The following is a 14430-nucleotide window of genomic DNA, read 5'->3' as shown; positions in this document are numbered from 1 at the left end:
TTTGATGCGTCGTAGAGCATGCCTTACCACTTTAGAGGCTTCTAAGCTACTAGATGTCACGCATAAGACATTACAGAACTGGGAAAAAGGGCGTGTACGCATCCCCTACACTGCTTTTAGGACTTTAAAGATTGAAGTAGGGTATGTATTCAATGACGAGCACTTTAAAGATTGGTTTGTGCGCGATGACACGTTGTGGTCTCCTGAAGGCAGAGGCTTTAAGCCTTACGAGCTTCGTTACATTGGAAACTACTTTTGGATGGCGAACCGTTGGCTCGCAGAACGTAGGGCGGCTAAAACCCAAACACATGAAGTTACAAGCATCGAGCGTGGAGCGGCAAGTAACGGCTCCCCTACGCTTCGCGCAGGTACCCTGCCGTTAGGCGGCGCCGCCCCGCTCCATGAAAAACCGAAAAAGCTCGATATGTCGCTGAGTCTTCAAGAAAAGCCTCCTGAGTTTGAGAAGTTCCTACGAGAACTCGGTATTACAGATGACGTTGGAAATAATTTCCGATAATGATACATTGGGAGAAATTAAAGGTAATTTTGGATACCATCCAAGTACCTAAATCGGCTGGAGCTCGCACCAGTGCTTGCGCTCAGCCGATTTAGAAATGCCCTGTGGATAACTTTTGGTACTTTTTTCCCTATTTTCCACTAGTTATTAAAACGGTAATATTGGCTGAAAGCCAATATTGGCGAGGGTTTTAGAGGTTTTTGTATATTTTTTTAATGCGTACTTATAGCTCAAAACTGAGCGATACTTTACGTGTAACTGGCACGTAAAGTAAAAAAAAGCTTTTGGAGGATATGTGCAATTAAGTTTTGAAAGCTCATATTTAAAAGTACAAAGAGCTCGAAAGCATTTATTAGAAATTCAGAATGAATTACAGGATTTTAGTAGATCGGATTTTTGCGAGTTAGAAATACGCCCTTTGAATGATGGAACGTCGAACATATCTCTAACTGTTACGAAAGCACTACCACAGTCGATTGCTTTAACTATCGGTGACACTTTACATAATTTACGCTCAAGTCTGGACCATCTATTCAGTGAAATACTTATTCATTATGGAGTCCCAACCAATCGTTATCAATTTCCAATAATTAATAAATCAGATGAGTTGGAAAAATGCGAGTCGTTCTTGATTTTAAAAAAGCACTCTGCAAAAGCGATAACATTACTTTCAGATGCTATTCAACCTTATGAAACTGGCAACTATAAATTATGGGCATTAAGCAAGCTCAATAATATTGATAAACATAGATTGCTATTAGTATTTGGTCAAGGAACGGCTACTGGATTAGAAGGCACTTATATTGATGGGAGTCCATTTGGAGTAATGTTTGCAAATATCAGAGATATGATTAGCCAGCCAAACATAGCGACTGTTAGCAAGCACGTAGCTAATATTACAAAATTTAACTTGCCATCTATTCAGGCATTTTTTGGTAAAAATGGTTATTTTGATGACCATCCAGTCGATTTTGTACTTAATGAATTATTAGTCGAAGTTGAGTTAACTATAACTAAATTCAAAGCAATAAATTATTAAATGAAAATAATACTGATCATTTGCTTGGTTTTATTCGGCTACCAATATTTTAGCGAAAAGCAAAAGAGGGAACAGCTATCTGACCAAGAGGTTGACTCCCCTACTATTTCACAATCAATAAATACTTTTAAAACCACCACAACGAAATCTAATTTTAGTTGCGATGGTAGGATTCACTGCTCTCAAATGCACTCTTGTGAAGAAGCTACTTTCTTTATCAATAATTGCCCTGGCACCAAAATGGATGGTGATAACGATGGTATACCCTGCGAGCAACAGTTTTGTTAATAGTACTTAATAAGAAAGAAAATAGAATGAATAAGTTATTGATACTGCTAATTTTAATCAGCACTAGCGCAGTTGCTAGACTTGGGGAGGTTTCAATATTAAAGCAATCAGACTATCCAAACTCAGAGCCCCCAGTTCAGCTTAACCCTGCTGAATACATAATCTTTTCAAATAAGGGTACCGAGGGCAAGCCCTACTTCATGCAATGCACAAACGGTACTGCTGATGATTGTAATTTTAATATGCAAGCTTTATGCGTAAAAGGTACAACCGTCCCTGCTGACCCTTTTGGAAAGCCTCACACCGGCAGTATGGCTAAAGGGCCTTCTTTTATGACTTATCCAGGGGTTGGTAGAGTTCGCATTTTCATGTGTGTAGATGAAGAGTAATTATGAAATTTTACTGCTAGGAGGCTTATTACGCATCGGCAAAGCGGCTAAGAATTAAAGACCATTCAACAACATTTCACACACTGATTGTTATCACTTCTATACATTATGCGAAGTAATGGAATGGCAATAATGTGCCCTACGAAGGAATTATCAATCATTTGAATATTGGCGATTTTGAATGCTTTTAAAATGAGTTCGCTATCAACAATCTAGATTTAAGCTTTTACAACACGCTGTACGTATGCTTGAAACCTTTTGTTGCAGACAAAGCCTCAGCTTTATTAAAAACCCAATAAGATATCAGCCCCTCGACATCAATTAGCAAATCCTGACCGATGACTGAAGCAATGACACCATCAACATCGTTCTCTGGTAATTTGATATGCACGGGATCACCTTTTTTTGGTGCTAGTTGAGGTTCAGAAGGAAATTCCAACGCTAGCTCTACAATTGAGCCATTTACTGACTTTTTATTCATCATGTGTGCAAATTTAAGCATATAGACTATCCCTTCTGAATATTATTAATTGGTATGCTTAGTTTAAGTTTTCCATTCGCAGATTACTGTCAGCAGATTCACAAAGTTTTGTAAGATTAAGACTACTCAGCTTCTGAGTGTTTTCTGAAATCCCAAGACAACAAGCTCATAAAACTTGCGCCTTATCTTCATTCAGTATCTTTCGAATTTATCAGTTAACAATAGTTTACAGATGGGTTAACTGTATTTTACATATAATTAATTTAGCCTACTTTTGTAAGTAACTAGGCGCTAGCAGCACCTTGTAATACCACACAACTTTGCCAGCAGGCTTACTCTAAATAGCCTAGAAACCAGGCATTTAGAACTTTTCTAAATGAATTGAGGCTGAGTAGTGAAAGAACATATCTTGAAATTCTTTAATCGAAATATCGATGCCAACGCGCAATCTTTGCAGTTTGAATTTGATTGTATTGCGACAATTTTAAATAGCCTGGATGCCTTGGTATACGTGTCTGACTTTAAGACGTATGAGCTAATTTTCGTCAATAATTACGGTCAGAAAAGCTGGGGGGTGCCTTTAGGCCGCAAGTGTTATCAGTATCTCCAATTTGGCCAAGAGCAACCTTGCAGCTTTTGCAACAACTCCAAGCTACTTAACGAAGAAGGCAAGCCAACAGGCGTGCATATTTGGGAGTTTCAAAACACAGTGACGCAACGCTGGTATCAGTGCCGAGATCAAGCCGTTAAATGGGTGGATGGCCGCTATGTAAGATTGGAAATCGCTGTGGATATCACTGAAAATAAGTTAGCTCAACAAAAGCTAGAAACGATGTACAAAGAAGCAGAAGCGTTGGCAAGGGTCGACCCTCTCACCAAAGTATACAATCGCCGTGCATTTTACGAGTATATGTCTAAACGGCTTGCGCATCTCAAACACCATAATCACACACTCAGCCTTGTGATGGTAGACGTGGATGAGTTTAAAAAGGTAAATGATCTGTATGGGCATTCCAAGGGTGATGAAGCGCTGATTGAGATTGCAAATACGATACAGTCAGAAATTAGAGAGACGGATCAGCTTTTCAGAATTGGCGGTGAGGAGTTTGTGATTGTGCTTCCGGATTGTGATGAACTGAATGCGTTTAACCTAGTGGAACGAGTGCGTCTGAATATTGGGCAGATAGCACTTATGCACAATGACCACCCCATTCAATTAAGCTGCAGCTTCGGGATTACTGACTACTGGAGCACCTCAACCGATGATTCATTTGATCGTTGGGGCATTTCTATTACAGAGTCGTTAATGGCAGAAGCAGACAAAGCGCTTTATTCGGCAAAGCTGAATGGGCGCAATCAGGCTAAGCTTTTTAGCCAACTATCTATAACAGAATGAGTTCAATAAGAGTGTTAGAGTGAAAAAATTAGGGGCGTTTTCATCAACGCCCCCTTCTCTTCAACGCTTGAAATCAGATAACCGCTTATGTGCGTTGTTTGTACACATATTTATGTAGCAAATAATCAACACTGAATTTTCCTGCGCCACTGAAAATCAATGGCACCAATGCAATCAGATAAATCAGCGGTAATTTGTAGTTGCCCAAGCCATCCCCTGCTTTGTCTGAAAATCGATACCCCATCAGCAGCTCACCTAATGAATGCCACTCACTCGGCCAATGCACACTAGCAATCGCCACGATGGTTAATATGAATAATGAAACAGCAAAGAAACGTGTTGCTAGACCAAATGCAATCGCAGCGGCGCCAATAATTTCAAAAAAAGTGGCAACAGCCCAACTGATATCTGGTGGTAATAAGTTAAACGGAAACGGGAATGCAATATCAGCAAACCAATTCGTACCATGCAGTTTTTCAAAGCCCGCTTCTGAAAATTCCCAAGCGATAAACAGCCTCAAAATGGTTTGGGGTAACCATGTGCCGATGCCATTAAGCACTTGGGTGACTGCTTGATAGAACGCAGATAGTTTTGTGATGGCTTGCATGTCGACTCCTAATCAATAATGTATTGATTGGTCGCAACACTGCGCCAAACCTTACAACTTATTTTTTGAAGCGATGGCTTTGTAATAAACGCGGATACCCAGCAATATGCACAGAACGGCTGCATAGTAAAAGGGCTCTGTGACATCTTTTTTAACCAACCACCAAAAATGCAATATAACCAATATGCTAATAAGATAAGCCGCTTGATGCAGTGTCTTCCACTTACTTTTCAAGCGTTTAATCATGGCGCTGTTAGAAGTCAGCGCCAGTGGTATGGTCAGCATATACGCCGTAAATCCAACAATTACGTAGGGGTGTTTAATAATGTCTTTGGCGATATCCGCCCAAACAAAGCCGTAATCCAGCCAAACATAGGTGGTGATATGGAAGCAGGCATAAGCAAACATCCATAAGCCCAATAAGCGACGCAATTGAATTTGCCAGACCTGTTTAGTGAGCAGTCGAATTGGCGTCATGCTTAAACTCAGCAGTAAAAATACCAATGCCCAAGTACCTGTGGAACGCTCTATAAATTCAACTGGGTTAGCCGTTAAACCATCGTTCACGCCCAACCAAACTAAGCGAAGGATGGGTATAAAGGCGAATACCCAAATCAAACACTTGGCGTAAAAGACACGTTGCGCATACATGACTAAAAGTACTTTCTAAGGTCCATGCCAGCGTACATCTGCCCTACTTCCGGATACCCATTAAACATTTCTGTTTTAATGCGGCCAGCAAACAGGCCAGCGCCAATGCGCTTCTCAGAGGATTGTGTCCAGCGCGGGTGATCCACAAATGGATTTACATTGGCATAAAATCCATACTCACTGGGGCCAGTTTTTACCCAAGTGGTGACCGGCATTTTTTCTACAAAGCGGATTTTGACAATGGCTTTAGCGCCTTTAAATCCATATTTCCAAGGCGTAACTAAGCGCACCGGTGCGCCATTTTGGTTGGGCAGCACCTCGCCATACAAACCAACGGCCAGTAGCGTCAGCGGATGATTGGCTTCATCCATACGCAACCCTTCCACATAGGGCCAATCCAACACCGGTACACGCACCCCTGGCATCGTTAATGCATCGTTAGCAGAAATGAATTCGATATACTTGGCATTACCAGTGGGTTCTGCCCATTTAATTAGATTGGCCAACGGCAAACCCACCCAAGGAATCACCATAGACCACCCCTCTACACAGCGCATTCTGTAGATGCGCTCTTCCAGTGGTGCAAGTTTCAATAAGTCTTCTATGGAGATTGTTTTGGCTTTTTTAACCGCCCCTTCAATACTGATGCTCCAAGGGCGCGGTTTAAATAACGTGGAGTGGGTGGCTGGGTCTGACTTGTCTGTGCCAAACTCATAGTAATTGTTGTAGGTGGTGACGTCTTCAAACTTGGTGAGCTTCTCACCCTCTCCATAAGCGGTTTTCTTAAATGTGAGGGTCTTTTGTGTGGCGCCAGTTTTGGCTGCTGGCTTTTTGGCGTTAGCATCTGTTTTGATTTCACCTGCAATCACTTTGGTGGCTTGTGTGCTAGCAATTGCACCAGCGATCAGCCCAGCACCAGCGGCTTTAATAAAGTGGCGCCGATCCTCAAACACTTCGCGTGGTGTGATTTCCGATGGTTGTATCTGACTTGGGTTACGTTTGTTGTTGTCTAGAATCATGCTAAATCACCTTAAATGTTAATGTGCTTACACCTTAGTCGTGATTTACAGAGCAGACTTACGGGCTGATAATCATTTTTTTTGTGATGTTTCGATAAGCGCTGTTAAATCAGTCGCTTGGATCTTATCTGCGATAGTCTTTGCTTGCTCAAATAGCTGTTTGGCAGTTGCGCTATCACCTTGCGCTAATTTGGCTTGTGCCAAATAAATGTTGGTTTTAGCTTCGTAATAAGCACCACCATTTTCTTGGCTAAACTGAATGAGTTTGGCGAAGGTTGCTTCTGCGTTAATAAAATCTTTATTTTGTGTATACATCTGGCCCAAGGTAAGATTGGCTTCTGCATATTGGTCTAATGTACCAGCTTTTTTCTGCATGGTAATGCCTTTAATTTGGTACGCAATCGCCTGATCAAACTGCTGCTGTGCTTGGTAGTTTGCGGCAAGACGCTCATAACTATCCGCACGCTCATTATCATTCATTGCAAGCTTTTCACCCTCTTCAAGATATTTTAAAGCCATCTCATGATTGGCTAATAAGCCGTAGGCTTCACCTATAAGATTGTAGCTAACGCGTGTGTAATTACGATTATCGTCTTTTTGTGCAAATGCCAAACTGGCTTCGTATAACTTGATGGCTTCTTGGTACTGGTGCTGGTTTTTGTGCAAATTGCCTAATAATAAATTGGCAACTGTTTTGTCAAAATCATTCGATGCTTTTTTATCCGCCAATGTAAATTCGGCTTTTGCTTCCTCTGTTTTACCCATCGCCAACAAAGCACGCCCTTTACACATCATGCCTTGTGCCGCTAAGTTTTTTTGCTTGATTGCGACGTTTGCTTTTGCAATAGCAGACTCATATTGTTGATTATTTAATGCACTATTACAGGCAATGATTTGCGGATCCACCTCTGCGGAATTGACATTAAAAGTCAATAATAACAATGTCATAACACTTAAATTTAATGTTGTTTGTAGTTTTGTCATTTTTAAAATAAAGCTTTCTGTATGCCTGCTTGTGTTTCGCTTATTATTACCTGCTCATCTGACTTGTTATCTAGGTGAATAGTTGCAGCTTGTTGTTCGGCATCGGCCAGCAACGCAATCAATCCAGCTTCATCCAGCACGGTGATGCCTAGTGTTAACGCGTTTTCTAACTTACTGCCTGCATCTGCTCCCGCCACTACATAATGCGTTTTTTTAGAGACGCTACCACTGACCTTGCCACCCGCCGCTTCTATCAACGCTTTCGCTGCATCGCGAGACATAGTGGGCAAAGTACCTGTCAGCACAAATGTTTGATTCATCAGCGCACCGGAAGATGTTTTTTTGCCTTCGTGTTCAGGCCAAGTCACGCCCATTGCCTGCATAGATGCAATCACCGCGGTGTTATGCGGCTCTGAAAAAAACTGCAAAATAGCTTCTGCCACAATCGGGCCCACATCATTCACTTGCAGCAACTGCTCAAGATTGGCTGTGATTAACGTACTTAATTGACCAAAGTGCTGAGACAAGTCTTTGGCGGTGGCCTCACCCACGTTACGTATGCCTAACGCATAGATAAAGCGCGCTAACGTGGTTTGCTTGCTATGTTGTATCGCATCCACCACGTTTTGCGCAGACTTCTGTGCCATACGCTCAAGGTTTGCCAAAGTGGCGACATCTAAGCGATAAATATCATCCAAACGATGCACTAGATTAGCTTCTACCAGTTGGTCTACCAACTTTTCGCCCAAGCCTTCAATATCCATGGCGCGCCGTGATGCAAAGTGGGTAATTGCTTGTTTACGCTGTGCAGGACAAAACAAGCCGCCGGTACAACGCGCTACAGCTTCGTCTTGCGGCCGCTCAATATGTGAGCCACACTCCGGGCAAACGGTAGGCATGACAAACAAACGTGCATGTGCTGGGCGCTTTTCCGGAATAGAAGCAACGACCTCCGGAATAACATCCCCTGCCCTGCGCACAATCACGGTATCGCCAATATAAATATCTTTGCGCCTTAATTCGTCTTCATTGTGCAACGTGGCATTGGTGACAGTAACACCACCGACAAACACAGGCTTTAAACGTGCGACTGGCGTAATGGCGCCCGTTCTGCCTACTTGTACAGTAATATCATCCACAATCGTTGTGGCTTCTTCTGCTGGAAACTTATGCGCAATGGCCCAGCGCGGTGCGCGTGATACAAACCCTAATGCGGTCTGCTGCTCAAATGCATCGACTTTATATACCACGCCATCGATATCAAAAGGCAATGTCGCTCTTTTGGTACCAATACTCGCGTAGTATTCGCGCAAGCCATCTACGCCTTGTTTCACAGCCCGTAAATCGCTGACCGGAAAATGCATATCAGCCAGATACTGCATGGCTTGGCTATGTGAGGTGAAATTGGGCGTACCAATCGCCTCACCCAAGCCGTACGCAAAAAAATGTAATGGACGTGTTGCAGTAATGCGGGGATCCAGTTGGCGCAAGCTACCTGCTGCTGCATTCCTAGGGTTGGCAAACAGTTTGCCGCCTTGCGCCTCTTGCGCTTGATTTAGGCGTTCAAAATCACGTTTCAGCATCAACACCTCACCGCGTACTTCTAACAACGCTGGTGGCTGCTGAGTAGCTAATTTGGCAGGGATAGCGCGTATAGTACGCAAATTGTGTGTGACATTTTCACCGGTATAGCCATCACCACGGGTAGCGCCCTGCACAAACAACCCATTTTCATAGGTAAGTGTGATGGCTAAGCCATCAAATTTCGGCTCAACAGCGTAGGCAATTTTCGAGGTATCCAACGCTTCTGTAATGCGTTTATCAAAGGCAACAAGCTCATCATCAGCAAATGCATTATTGAGCGATAGCATGGCTTGCCGATGTTGAACACTCTGAAAAGCCGAGGATGCTGTGCCACTGACACGTTGGGAGGGTGAATCGGATGTGACTAGTTCCGGATACGCTGTTTCCAGCACAGTAAGTTGGCGATACAAGCCATCGTATTCGCTATCGGAAACTAGCGGCGCATCTAGAACGTAATAATGGTAATCGTATTGTGCGAGTTGGGTTTTTAAAGCTGAAATCTCAGCACTCGCCTGTTCTTTCGTGAGCGCGGTCGTCATTGCAGTACTTATGAGAATAAACGTAAGGCGTGTGTGCTACCTGGGATGATGCCTTTAGCAATCATGGTGGCATTAATGACTTTCAGTTGCTGGCGAATTTTTTCCAGCTGAATATCACCCAACACTTTGCGGTTATCATCCACAATGCTGGCATCCAAACTTTTGGCAATGTGTTTTGCAATTTGCACCATGTTATCAAAGACATCCGCACTATTTTTTGCTGTGGGAATATCCAGTTGAAATGTAATGCCATGCATCACCGACGATTTAAGCATTTCCGCGCTAAATGCATTGCCTTCATAGTTTTTGATGGCAAACTCTAGCTGATGTGGCTTTACCGTTTGTAGGTGGTGAAAGCGTCCGTCATTGCCTAATTGCAAGCCTTGCGCTTCCACTAAGCCGCGCAATTTAGTGGCGTGGAAACTAGCGCCGTTGTTGGCTAACAAATGAAACCCCACCGTTTTATCGACTTCAATACAGAACTGATCTAGTGACATCGCATTATTTAGCGGATCGCCTGCCCCCTGCCACTCCACATGCGCGCTTAAATCTAAACCGATGGTTTCTACCATGTGTTGAAAGCGATTGAGCGTGGCACGTGTTACCGGCCCGCCTCTATCGGCCAATTGCAGGCTATAGGCTAATTGCGTGAAGTTTTGTTCCGGTTTGGCTTCATCAATCAGAATCCACGCATCATCTGTGGTTAATCCAAACGCAAAAATATGCTCAGAAAATTCTTTAAATTGCGTCTCCAAGCCAACTACTTTGGCTTGTGCGATAGGGATTGCTGCATATAAAAACGCAATCAAATCAATCTGCGCATGCAACTCAGATGGCATGGAGACTTCTTCCATCACATAGGCGGGTGTTTTATCTAGCGTGGTTTCTTCTTTATCAGGCGTGGCTGGCTCATTTTGCGTGTATTGGCTTGTACCGCCAAACGCTTCAATGTCTTCCAATGCAATATCCTCGACAGATAGCTGCGTATCCGCCTCAAGCGTGGCTGTAGTCACTTCATGGGAAGTATCTGACAAGTCAGATAAGGAGTGTTCAAATACCGGCTCTTTACGCTGTGCAATACCATGCTGCGAAAATTCATCGATACTCGGCTCAAGTTTCTGCTTAATGGCAGACTTTGCTTGCGCTTGACGTAAGTTTTCTGTGTTTAACTGAAAATCCTCAATCAGCACGTCGCGCTTGGATGGCTTAAAATCATTAGCGATGCGGCTTTTGTATTTTTTTTCTTGCCACCAATTGAATGCCAACACACCAACCACAATCAGCGCACCCAATACTACTAAAATGATGAGTAAATCTGACATCTACTATTTATACCTAACCATTAAACTACCCATATGATACTCCTAAAAGCCTAGACTACGCAGCTTGCATGCGCATGGCAGCATCAATATCCACGTCTACAACTCTAGAAACACCGGACTCTTGCATTGTCACACCAATCAGTTGCTGCGCCATTTCCATGGTGATTTTATTGTGTGACACAAATAAAAACTGTGTGCGCTCGGACATCTTTTTGACCAAACTACAAAAACGCTCGGTATTACTATCGTCCAGTGGCGCATCTACCTCATCCATCAAGCAGAATGGCGCCGGATTGAGTCTAAACAATGCAAACACCAAGGCCATGGCTGTCAGTGCTTTTTCACCGCCGGAAAGCAATTGAATCGTCGTATTTTTCTTGCCGGGCGGTTGCGCAAACACTTGAATGCCCGTGTCGAGAATTTCTTCGCCCAACAACTCCAACTTGGCTTGACCACCGCCAAACAGCACATTAAATAACTCATTAAAATTGCGGTTTGCCTCATCAAATGTGGCTTGTAGCTTACCGCGCGTTTCTTTATCAATTTTGCGAATCGCATCATCCAGTGTTTCGCTGGCTTGTAGCAAATCCTGCATTTGGCTATCCAAATATACTTTGCGCTCTTTTTCTGTAGCTAACTCATGAATGGCCGCCAAATTGACAGCGCCTAAGGCGTCAATGTCGCGTTGCAATTGCATGGTTTTATTGGCAAGTTCGCTGGCTTTTGTTTGCTCCGCGAGCCCCTCTGCCAAATGCGCTTCTGCTAAGCCATTTTCTTGTAACCCGGTCATGCATTGCTCAAAATATAGGCGCGCTTCTTGCTCTTTAAGCCGGCTTTGTTCCAACGCATCACGCATCGGGTGCAATTGCTGCTCATTTTGCATGCGCAATCTTTCCTGTGCTTGCAATGTTTGTTCTTGCTCTGCTAAATGATTACGCGCATTAGCCAATGCGGCCTCGGCTAGTTGCTTTTGATTCACTGCCGCCAATAAATTGGTTTTAAGCGTTTCCATGGGCGTCAACGCCAATGTCGACTCCGTTTCGGTCTGGCGGTGTAAACTCGCTTGTTTTTCTTCTGAGTTTACTTTCAATTTATCATTTAAATCATTGATTAAATTATTTAATAATTTTAAATTGAATGCGCATTCTTGATGTTTTTTCTCTGCACGTTGAATCTCATCGCGCAACGCAAAATACGTGCTTTCGGCAAGTTGCTTGGCTTCCGACTGCGCTGCCGCCTGTTGCTCAAGTTGTGGGATCTCCGCACGGAGTTGGCCTAAAGCTAGCTGTTTGGCCTCAATCTGACCAACCAATTCCGTTTGCTTAGCTTGCGCTGCTTGCATGTCCTGCAAGACGGCGGATTCGCGCTGCACCGCATTCTCATGCGCTTGTTTTAAGCGCGATACCGCTAATTGCGTGGTATGTAGCTCCGTAGTGAATTGGCGTAAGCGTGTATTCTCTTGTTGATGCTCTAGCTTGAGACTCTGAATTTTTTGCTCTTGAACAATTAACGTTTGCTTTGCGCTCTCAACTGCTTCACGCAAACGAGGTAACGCATGTTGAATCGTTTCCAGTTGCTGTTGCCGCTCCAACACGCCTTGCAATTGGTTTTGTACACCATGATAAGTCACGCTATGTGGCGTATAAATATCGCCAGATGCATTCACTAGCGACTCCCCCGAAGTTAACAACGCTAATGCCTGATTGAGTGATGCAGCTTGATCAAGCACATATACACCTGCCAGCCAATCACTTAATACGCCCATCACCATCGCGTCTTTGCTGGTAACCAATGACAACAACGGCGTTAATCCTGATTGGTGCGCATAAGGTTTTGCTTGCTGGTTAGCTGCAAAACCAAGCACCAAAGCGCCTGGCGGACGCTGTTGCGCGGCTTTATCAGTCATGAGCGCATTTAATTTAGCGCCAAGTACGGATTCCAGCGCGGTGCTCCAAGCTGGATCCACCTGAATTTTTTGCCACAAGCGCGCATGCTGCTGCAAGCCGGCTTGCGCCAACCATTGCGATAGCTTGGATTCCTGATTCAGCGATTGCTGTAACTTTTCTAACGAGCGCGCTTCTGCTTCGGCCTGATGTAACGTACGCTCTGCTTCTAACAATGCCTGACGCTGCTGCTGCAAGGCTGCTTGATGCTCAAGCTCAGATTGCGCCAGTTGCTGAATCAGTTGCTCACGCGCATGGATGTCGTTCTGTAAAGCTTGATGCTGCGTCTCATGCGTCGTCAGTTCAGTTAAATCTGGTTTCACCAGATTGGCCAGCGTATGTTGATACTGCGCAATACGCTGCTTAATCTCTTGCTGGCTTTGCGTCAGATGTTGCACATTGTTTTGTTCAATCTGAATACGCTGTCTAGCCTGTCCAAGTGCATGTTGACTTGTATTTGCATGCTCGTTGCCCTGCTTAAGCGCTTGCTCTTTGGCGGGCAGCCCTTGCGTTAACAGCCGCCATGCCTCATCTGCCTGCTTAGCCAATTGCTCTGCTTGCGTCAGCTCTGACATTTTTTGGCTGAGCTGCCCTTGCAATGCCTGATATTGCTGTGCGTTACGTTCAAGTGTAGATTGTAGCTGCTGCAACTGTAAGCGCATGCGTTCACGCGCTTCTTCGGTCTGCTTGAGTTGATTTTCAAGGTTGGCTACTTCGGCGTTCGATTCGTAATAGGTTGCCTGCGCTTGGTTAATGCCTTCACTGGCAGAATAATGCGCTTGGCGCGTAGTTTCCAGCTGACTCTCGCTGGTACGCAATGCTGCCATTTGTGCTTCTAGTTGATTCACCAAAGTCTCTACTTTGGTTTTTGCTTTATCCCAATCACGCCCAGCATCACGCTTTTTAAGTAGCCACAACTGGCCGTCTGCATGCTTTAGCGCAGTTTGCAGCTGATGGAACTGCTCCGCCACTACCGCCTGCACTTCTAGCTTATTGATTTGCTTTTGCAACTCGCGGCAAATGTCTTCCACACGTGTCAGGTTCTCACGGGTATCACGCAAGCGCAGCTCAGTCTCACGTCTACGCTCTTTGTATTTGCTGATACCAGCCGCTTCTTCCAAAAAGATACGCAGCTCTTCTGGCTTGGCTTCAACAATCCGTGAAATTGTATTTTGGCCGATAATCGCATAGGCACGGCCACCCAGGCCGGTACCAAGAAACAGATCTGCTACATCGCGCCTGCGCACCGCGGTATTGTTGATGTAGTAACTGGAGCCTTTTTCGCGCTCAATCACACGTTTGACTGAGATTTCAGCATATTGATTCCACTCACCGCTGGCGCCACCTAAGCTATTATCGAAAATCAGCTCCACACTTGCGCGAGAAATAGGTTTGCGGTTGGATGAGCCATTAAAAATCACAGCATCCATGGCATCTGCGCGCATTTCCTTGGCAGAAGATTCGCCCAACACCCAGCGCACGGATTCCATCACATTGGATTTCCCGCAACCATTCGGCCCCACCACACCGACACGCTGGCCGTGCAAATGGATGGTCGTTGGATCCACAAAGGATTTGAAACCGGCAAGTTTTAAATGAGTTAAGCGCAAAGCGTGATTGATGAATATGGTTTAATTTTTAAGCGTTATAATAACGTTTTTTTAACGCAAA

13 protein-coding genes are annotated in these 14430 nt (G+C 44.3%); 5 read left to right on the top strand and 8 right to left on the bottom strand.

All coding sequences use genetic code 11. The annotated features are described in order from the left end of the window. Positions 1-4: 4 nt before the first annotated feature. The 4 genes from FG11_RS13235 (at position 5) to FG11_RS05040 (ending at position 2233) form a co-directional block, all read left to right on the top strand. Positions 5-517, top strand: a complete 513-nt coding sequence (locus tag FG11_RS13235; protein ID WP_152604047.1) for a VC1465 family Xer recombination activation factor — start codon at positions 5-7, stop codon at positions 515-517. Between the two features lie 295 nt (positions 518-812). Further along, positions 813-1556, top strand: a complete 744-nt coding sequence (locus tag FG11_RS13550) for a hypothetical protein (RefSeq protein ID WP_152604046.1) — start codon at positions 813-815, stop codon at positions 1554-1556. Further along, complete coding sequence (locus FG11_RS13780; RefSeq protein WP_047533580.1) at positions 1557-1844, top strand: excalibur calcium-binding domain-containing protein; 288 nt, start codon at positions 1557-1559, stop codon at positions 1842-1844. It begins immediately after the preceding gene. Positions 1845-1870: 26 nt separating this feature from the next. Next, positions 1871-2233 carry a hypothetical protein gene (locus tag FG11_RS05040; protein WP_047533577.1) on the top strand — a complete coding sequence of 121 codons (363 nt, stop codon included), beginning with the start codon at positions 1871-1873 and terminating at the stop codon, positions 2231-2233. A 226-nt stretch (positions 2234-2459) separates the two neighbouring features. Here the strand turns inward: FG11_RS05040 and FG11_RS05035 are convergent, their stop codons facing one another. Continuing rightward, the gene (locus FG11_RS05035) at positions 2460-2735 is read right to left on the bottom strand and encodes a hypothetical protein (RefSeq protein ID WP_020181951.1); all 276 of its coding nucleotides are present in this window, start codon (positions 2733-2735) and stop codon (positions 2460-2462) included. A gap of 373 nt (positions 2736-3108) precedes the next feature. Between FG11_RS05035 and FG11_RS05030 the strand changes: the two genes are divergently transcribed. Next, the gene (locus tag FG11_RS05030; RefSeq protein WP_047533574.1) at positions 3109-4110 is read left to right on the top strand and encodes a GGDEF domain-containing protein; all 1002 of its coding nucleotides are present in this window, start codon (positions 3109-3111) and stop codon (positions 4108-4110) included. Positions 4111-4195: 85 nt separating this feature from the next. Here the strand turns inward: FG11_RS05030 and FG11_RS05025 are convergent, their stop codons facing one another. From FG11_RS05025 to smc, 7 genes are all read right to left on the bottom strand, one after another. Further along, entirely contained in the window at positions 4196-4717 is a 522-nt protein-coding gene (locus FG11_RS05025) for an HvfX family Cu-binding RiPP maturation protein (RefSeq protein WP_020181949.1), read from the bottom strand. A gap of 51 nt (positions 4718-4768) precedes the next feature. Continuing rightward, the gene (locus tag FG11_RS05020; protein WP_047533571.1) at positions 4769-5368 is read right to left on the bottom strand and encodes a sulfite oxidase heme-binding subunit YedZ; all 600 of its coding nucleotides are present in this window, start codon (positions 5366-5368) and stop codon (positions 4769-4771) included. Between the two features lie 2 nt (positions 5369-5370). Next, positions 5371-6387, bottom strand: a complete 1017-nt coding sequence (msrP, locus tag FG11_RS05015) for a protein-methionine-sulfoxide reductase catalytic subunit MsrP (RefSeq protein WP_047533569.1) — start codon at positions 6385-6387, stop codon at positions 5371-5373. Between the two features lie 72 nt (positions 6388-6459). Then, on the bottom strand, positions 6460-7335 hold the full coding sequence (locus tag FG11_RS05010) for a tetratricopeptide repeat protein (protein ID WP_052185071.1): 876 nt from the start codon (positions 7333-7335) through the stop codon (positions 6460-6462). A 38-nt stretch (positions 7336-7373) separates the two neighbouring features. After that, entirely contained in the window at positions 7374-9494 is a 2121-nt protein-coding gene (gene ligA, locus FG11_RS05005; RefSeq protein ID WP_047533566.1) for an NAD-dependent DNA ligase LigA, read from the bottom strand. 8 nt (positions 9495-9502) lie between these two features. After that, on the bottom strand, positions 9503-10816 hold the full coding sequence (locus FG11_RS05000) for a cell division protein ZipA C-terminal FtsZ-binding domain-containing protein (protein ID WP_020181944.1): 1314 nt from the start codon (positions 10814-10816) through the stop codon (positions 9503-9505). 55 nt (positions 10817-10871) lie between these two features. After that, positions 10872-14369 (bottom strand): chromosome segregation protein SMC, encoded by a 3498-nt coding sequence (gene smc, locus FG11_RS04995; RefSeq protein WP_047533562.1) that lies wholly within the window; start codon positions 14367-14369, stop codon positions 10872-10874. Positions 14370-14430: the final 61 nt, after the last annotated feature.

Source organism: Methylotenera sp. N17, assembly GCF_000799155.1.
GTDB lineage: Bacteria > Pseudomonadota > Gammaproteobacteria > Burkholderiales > Methylophilaceae > Methylophilus.
This window is presented reverse-complemented; position numbering and strand designations above follow the sequence as displayed.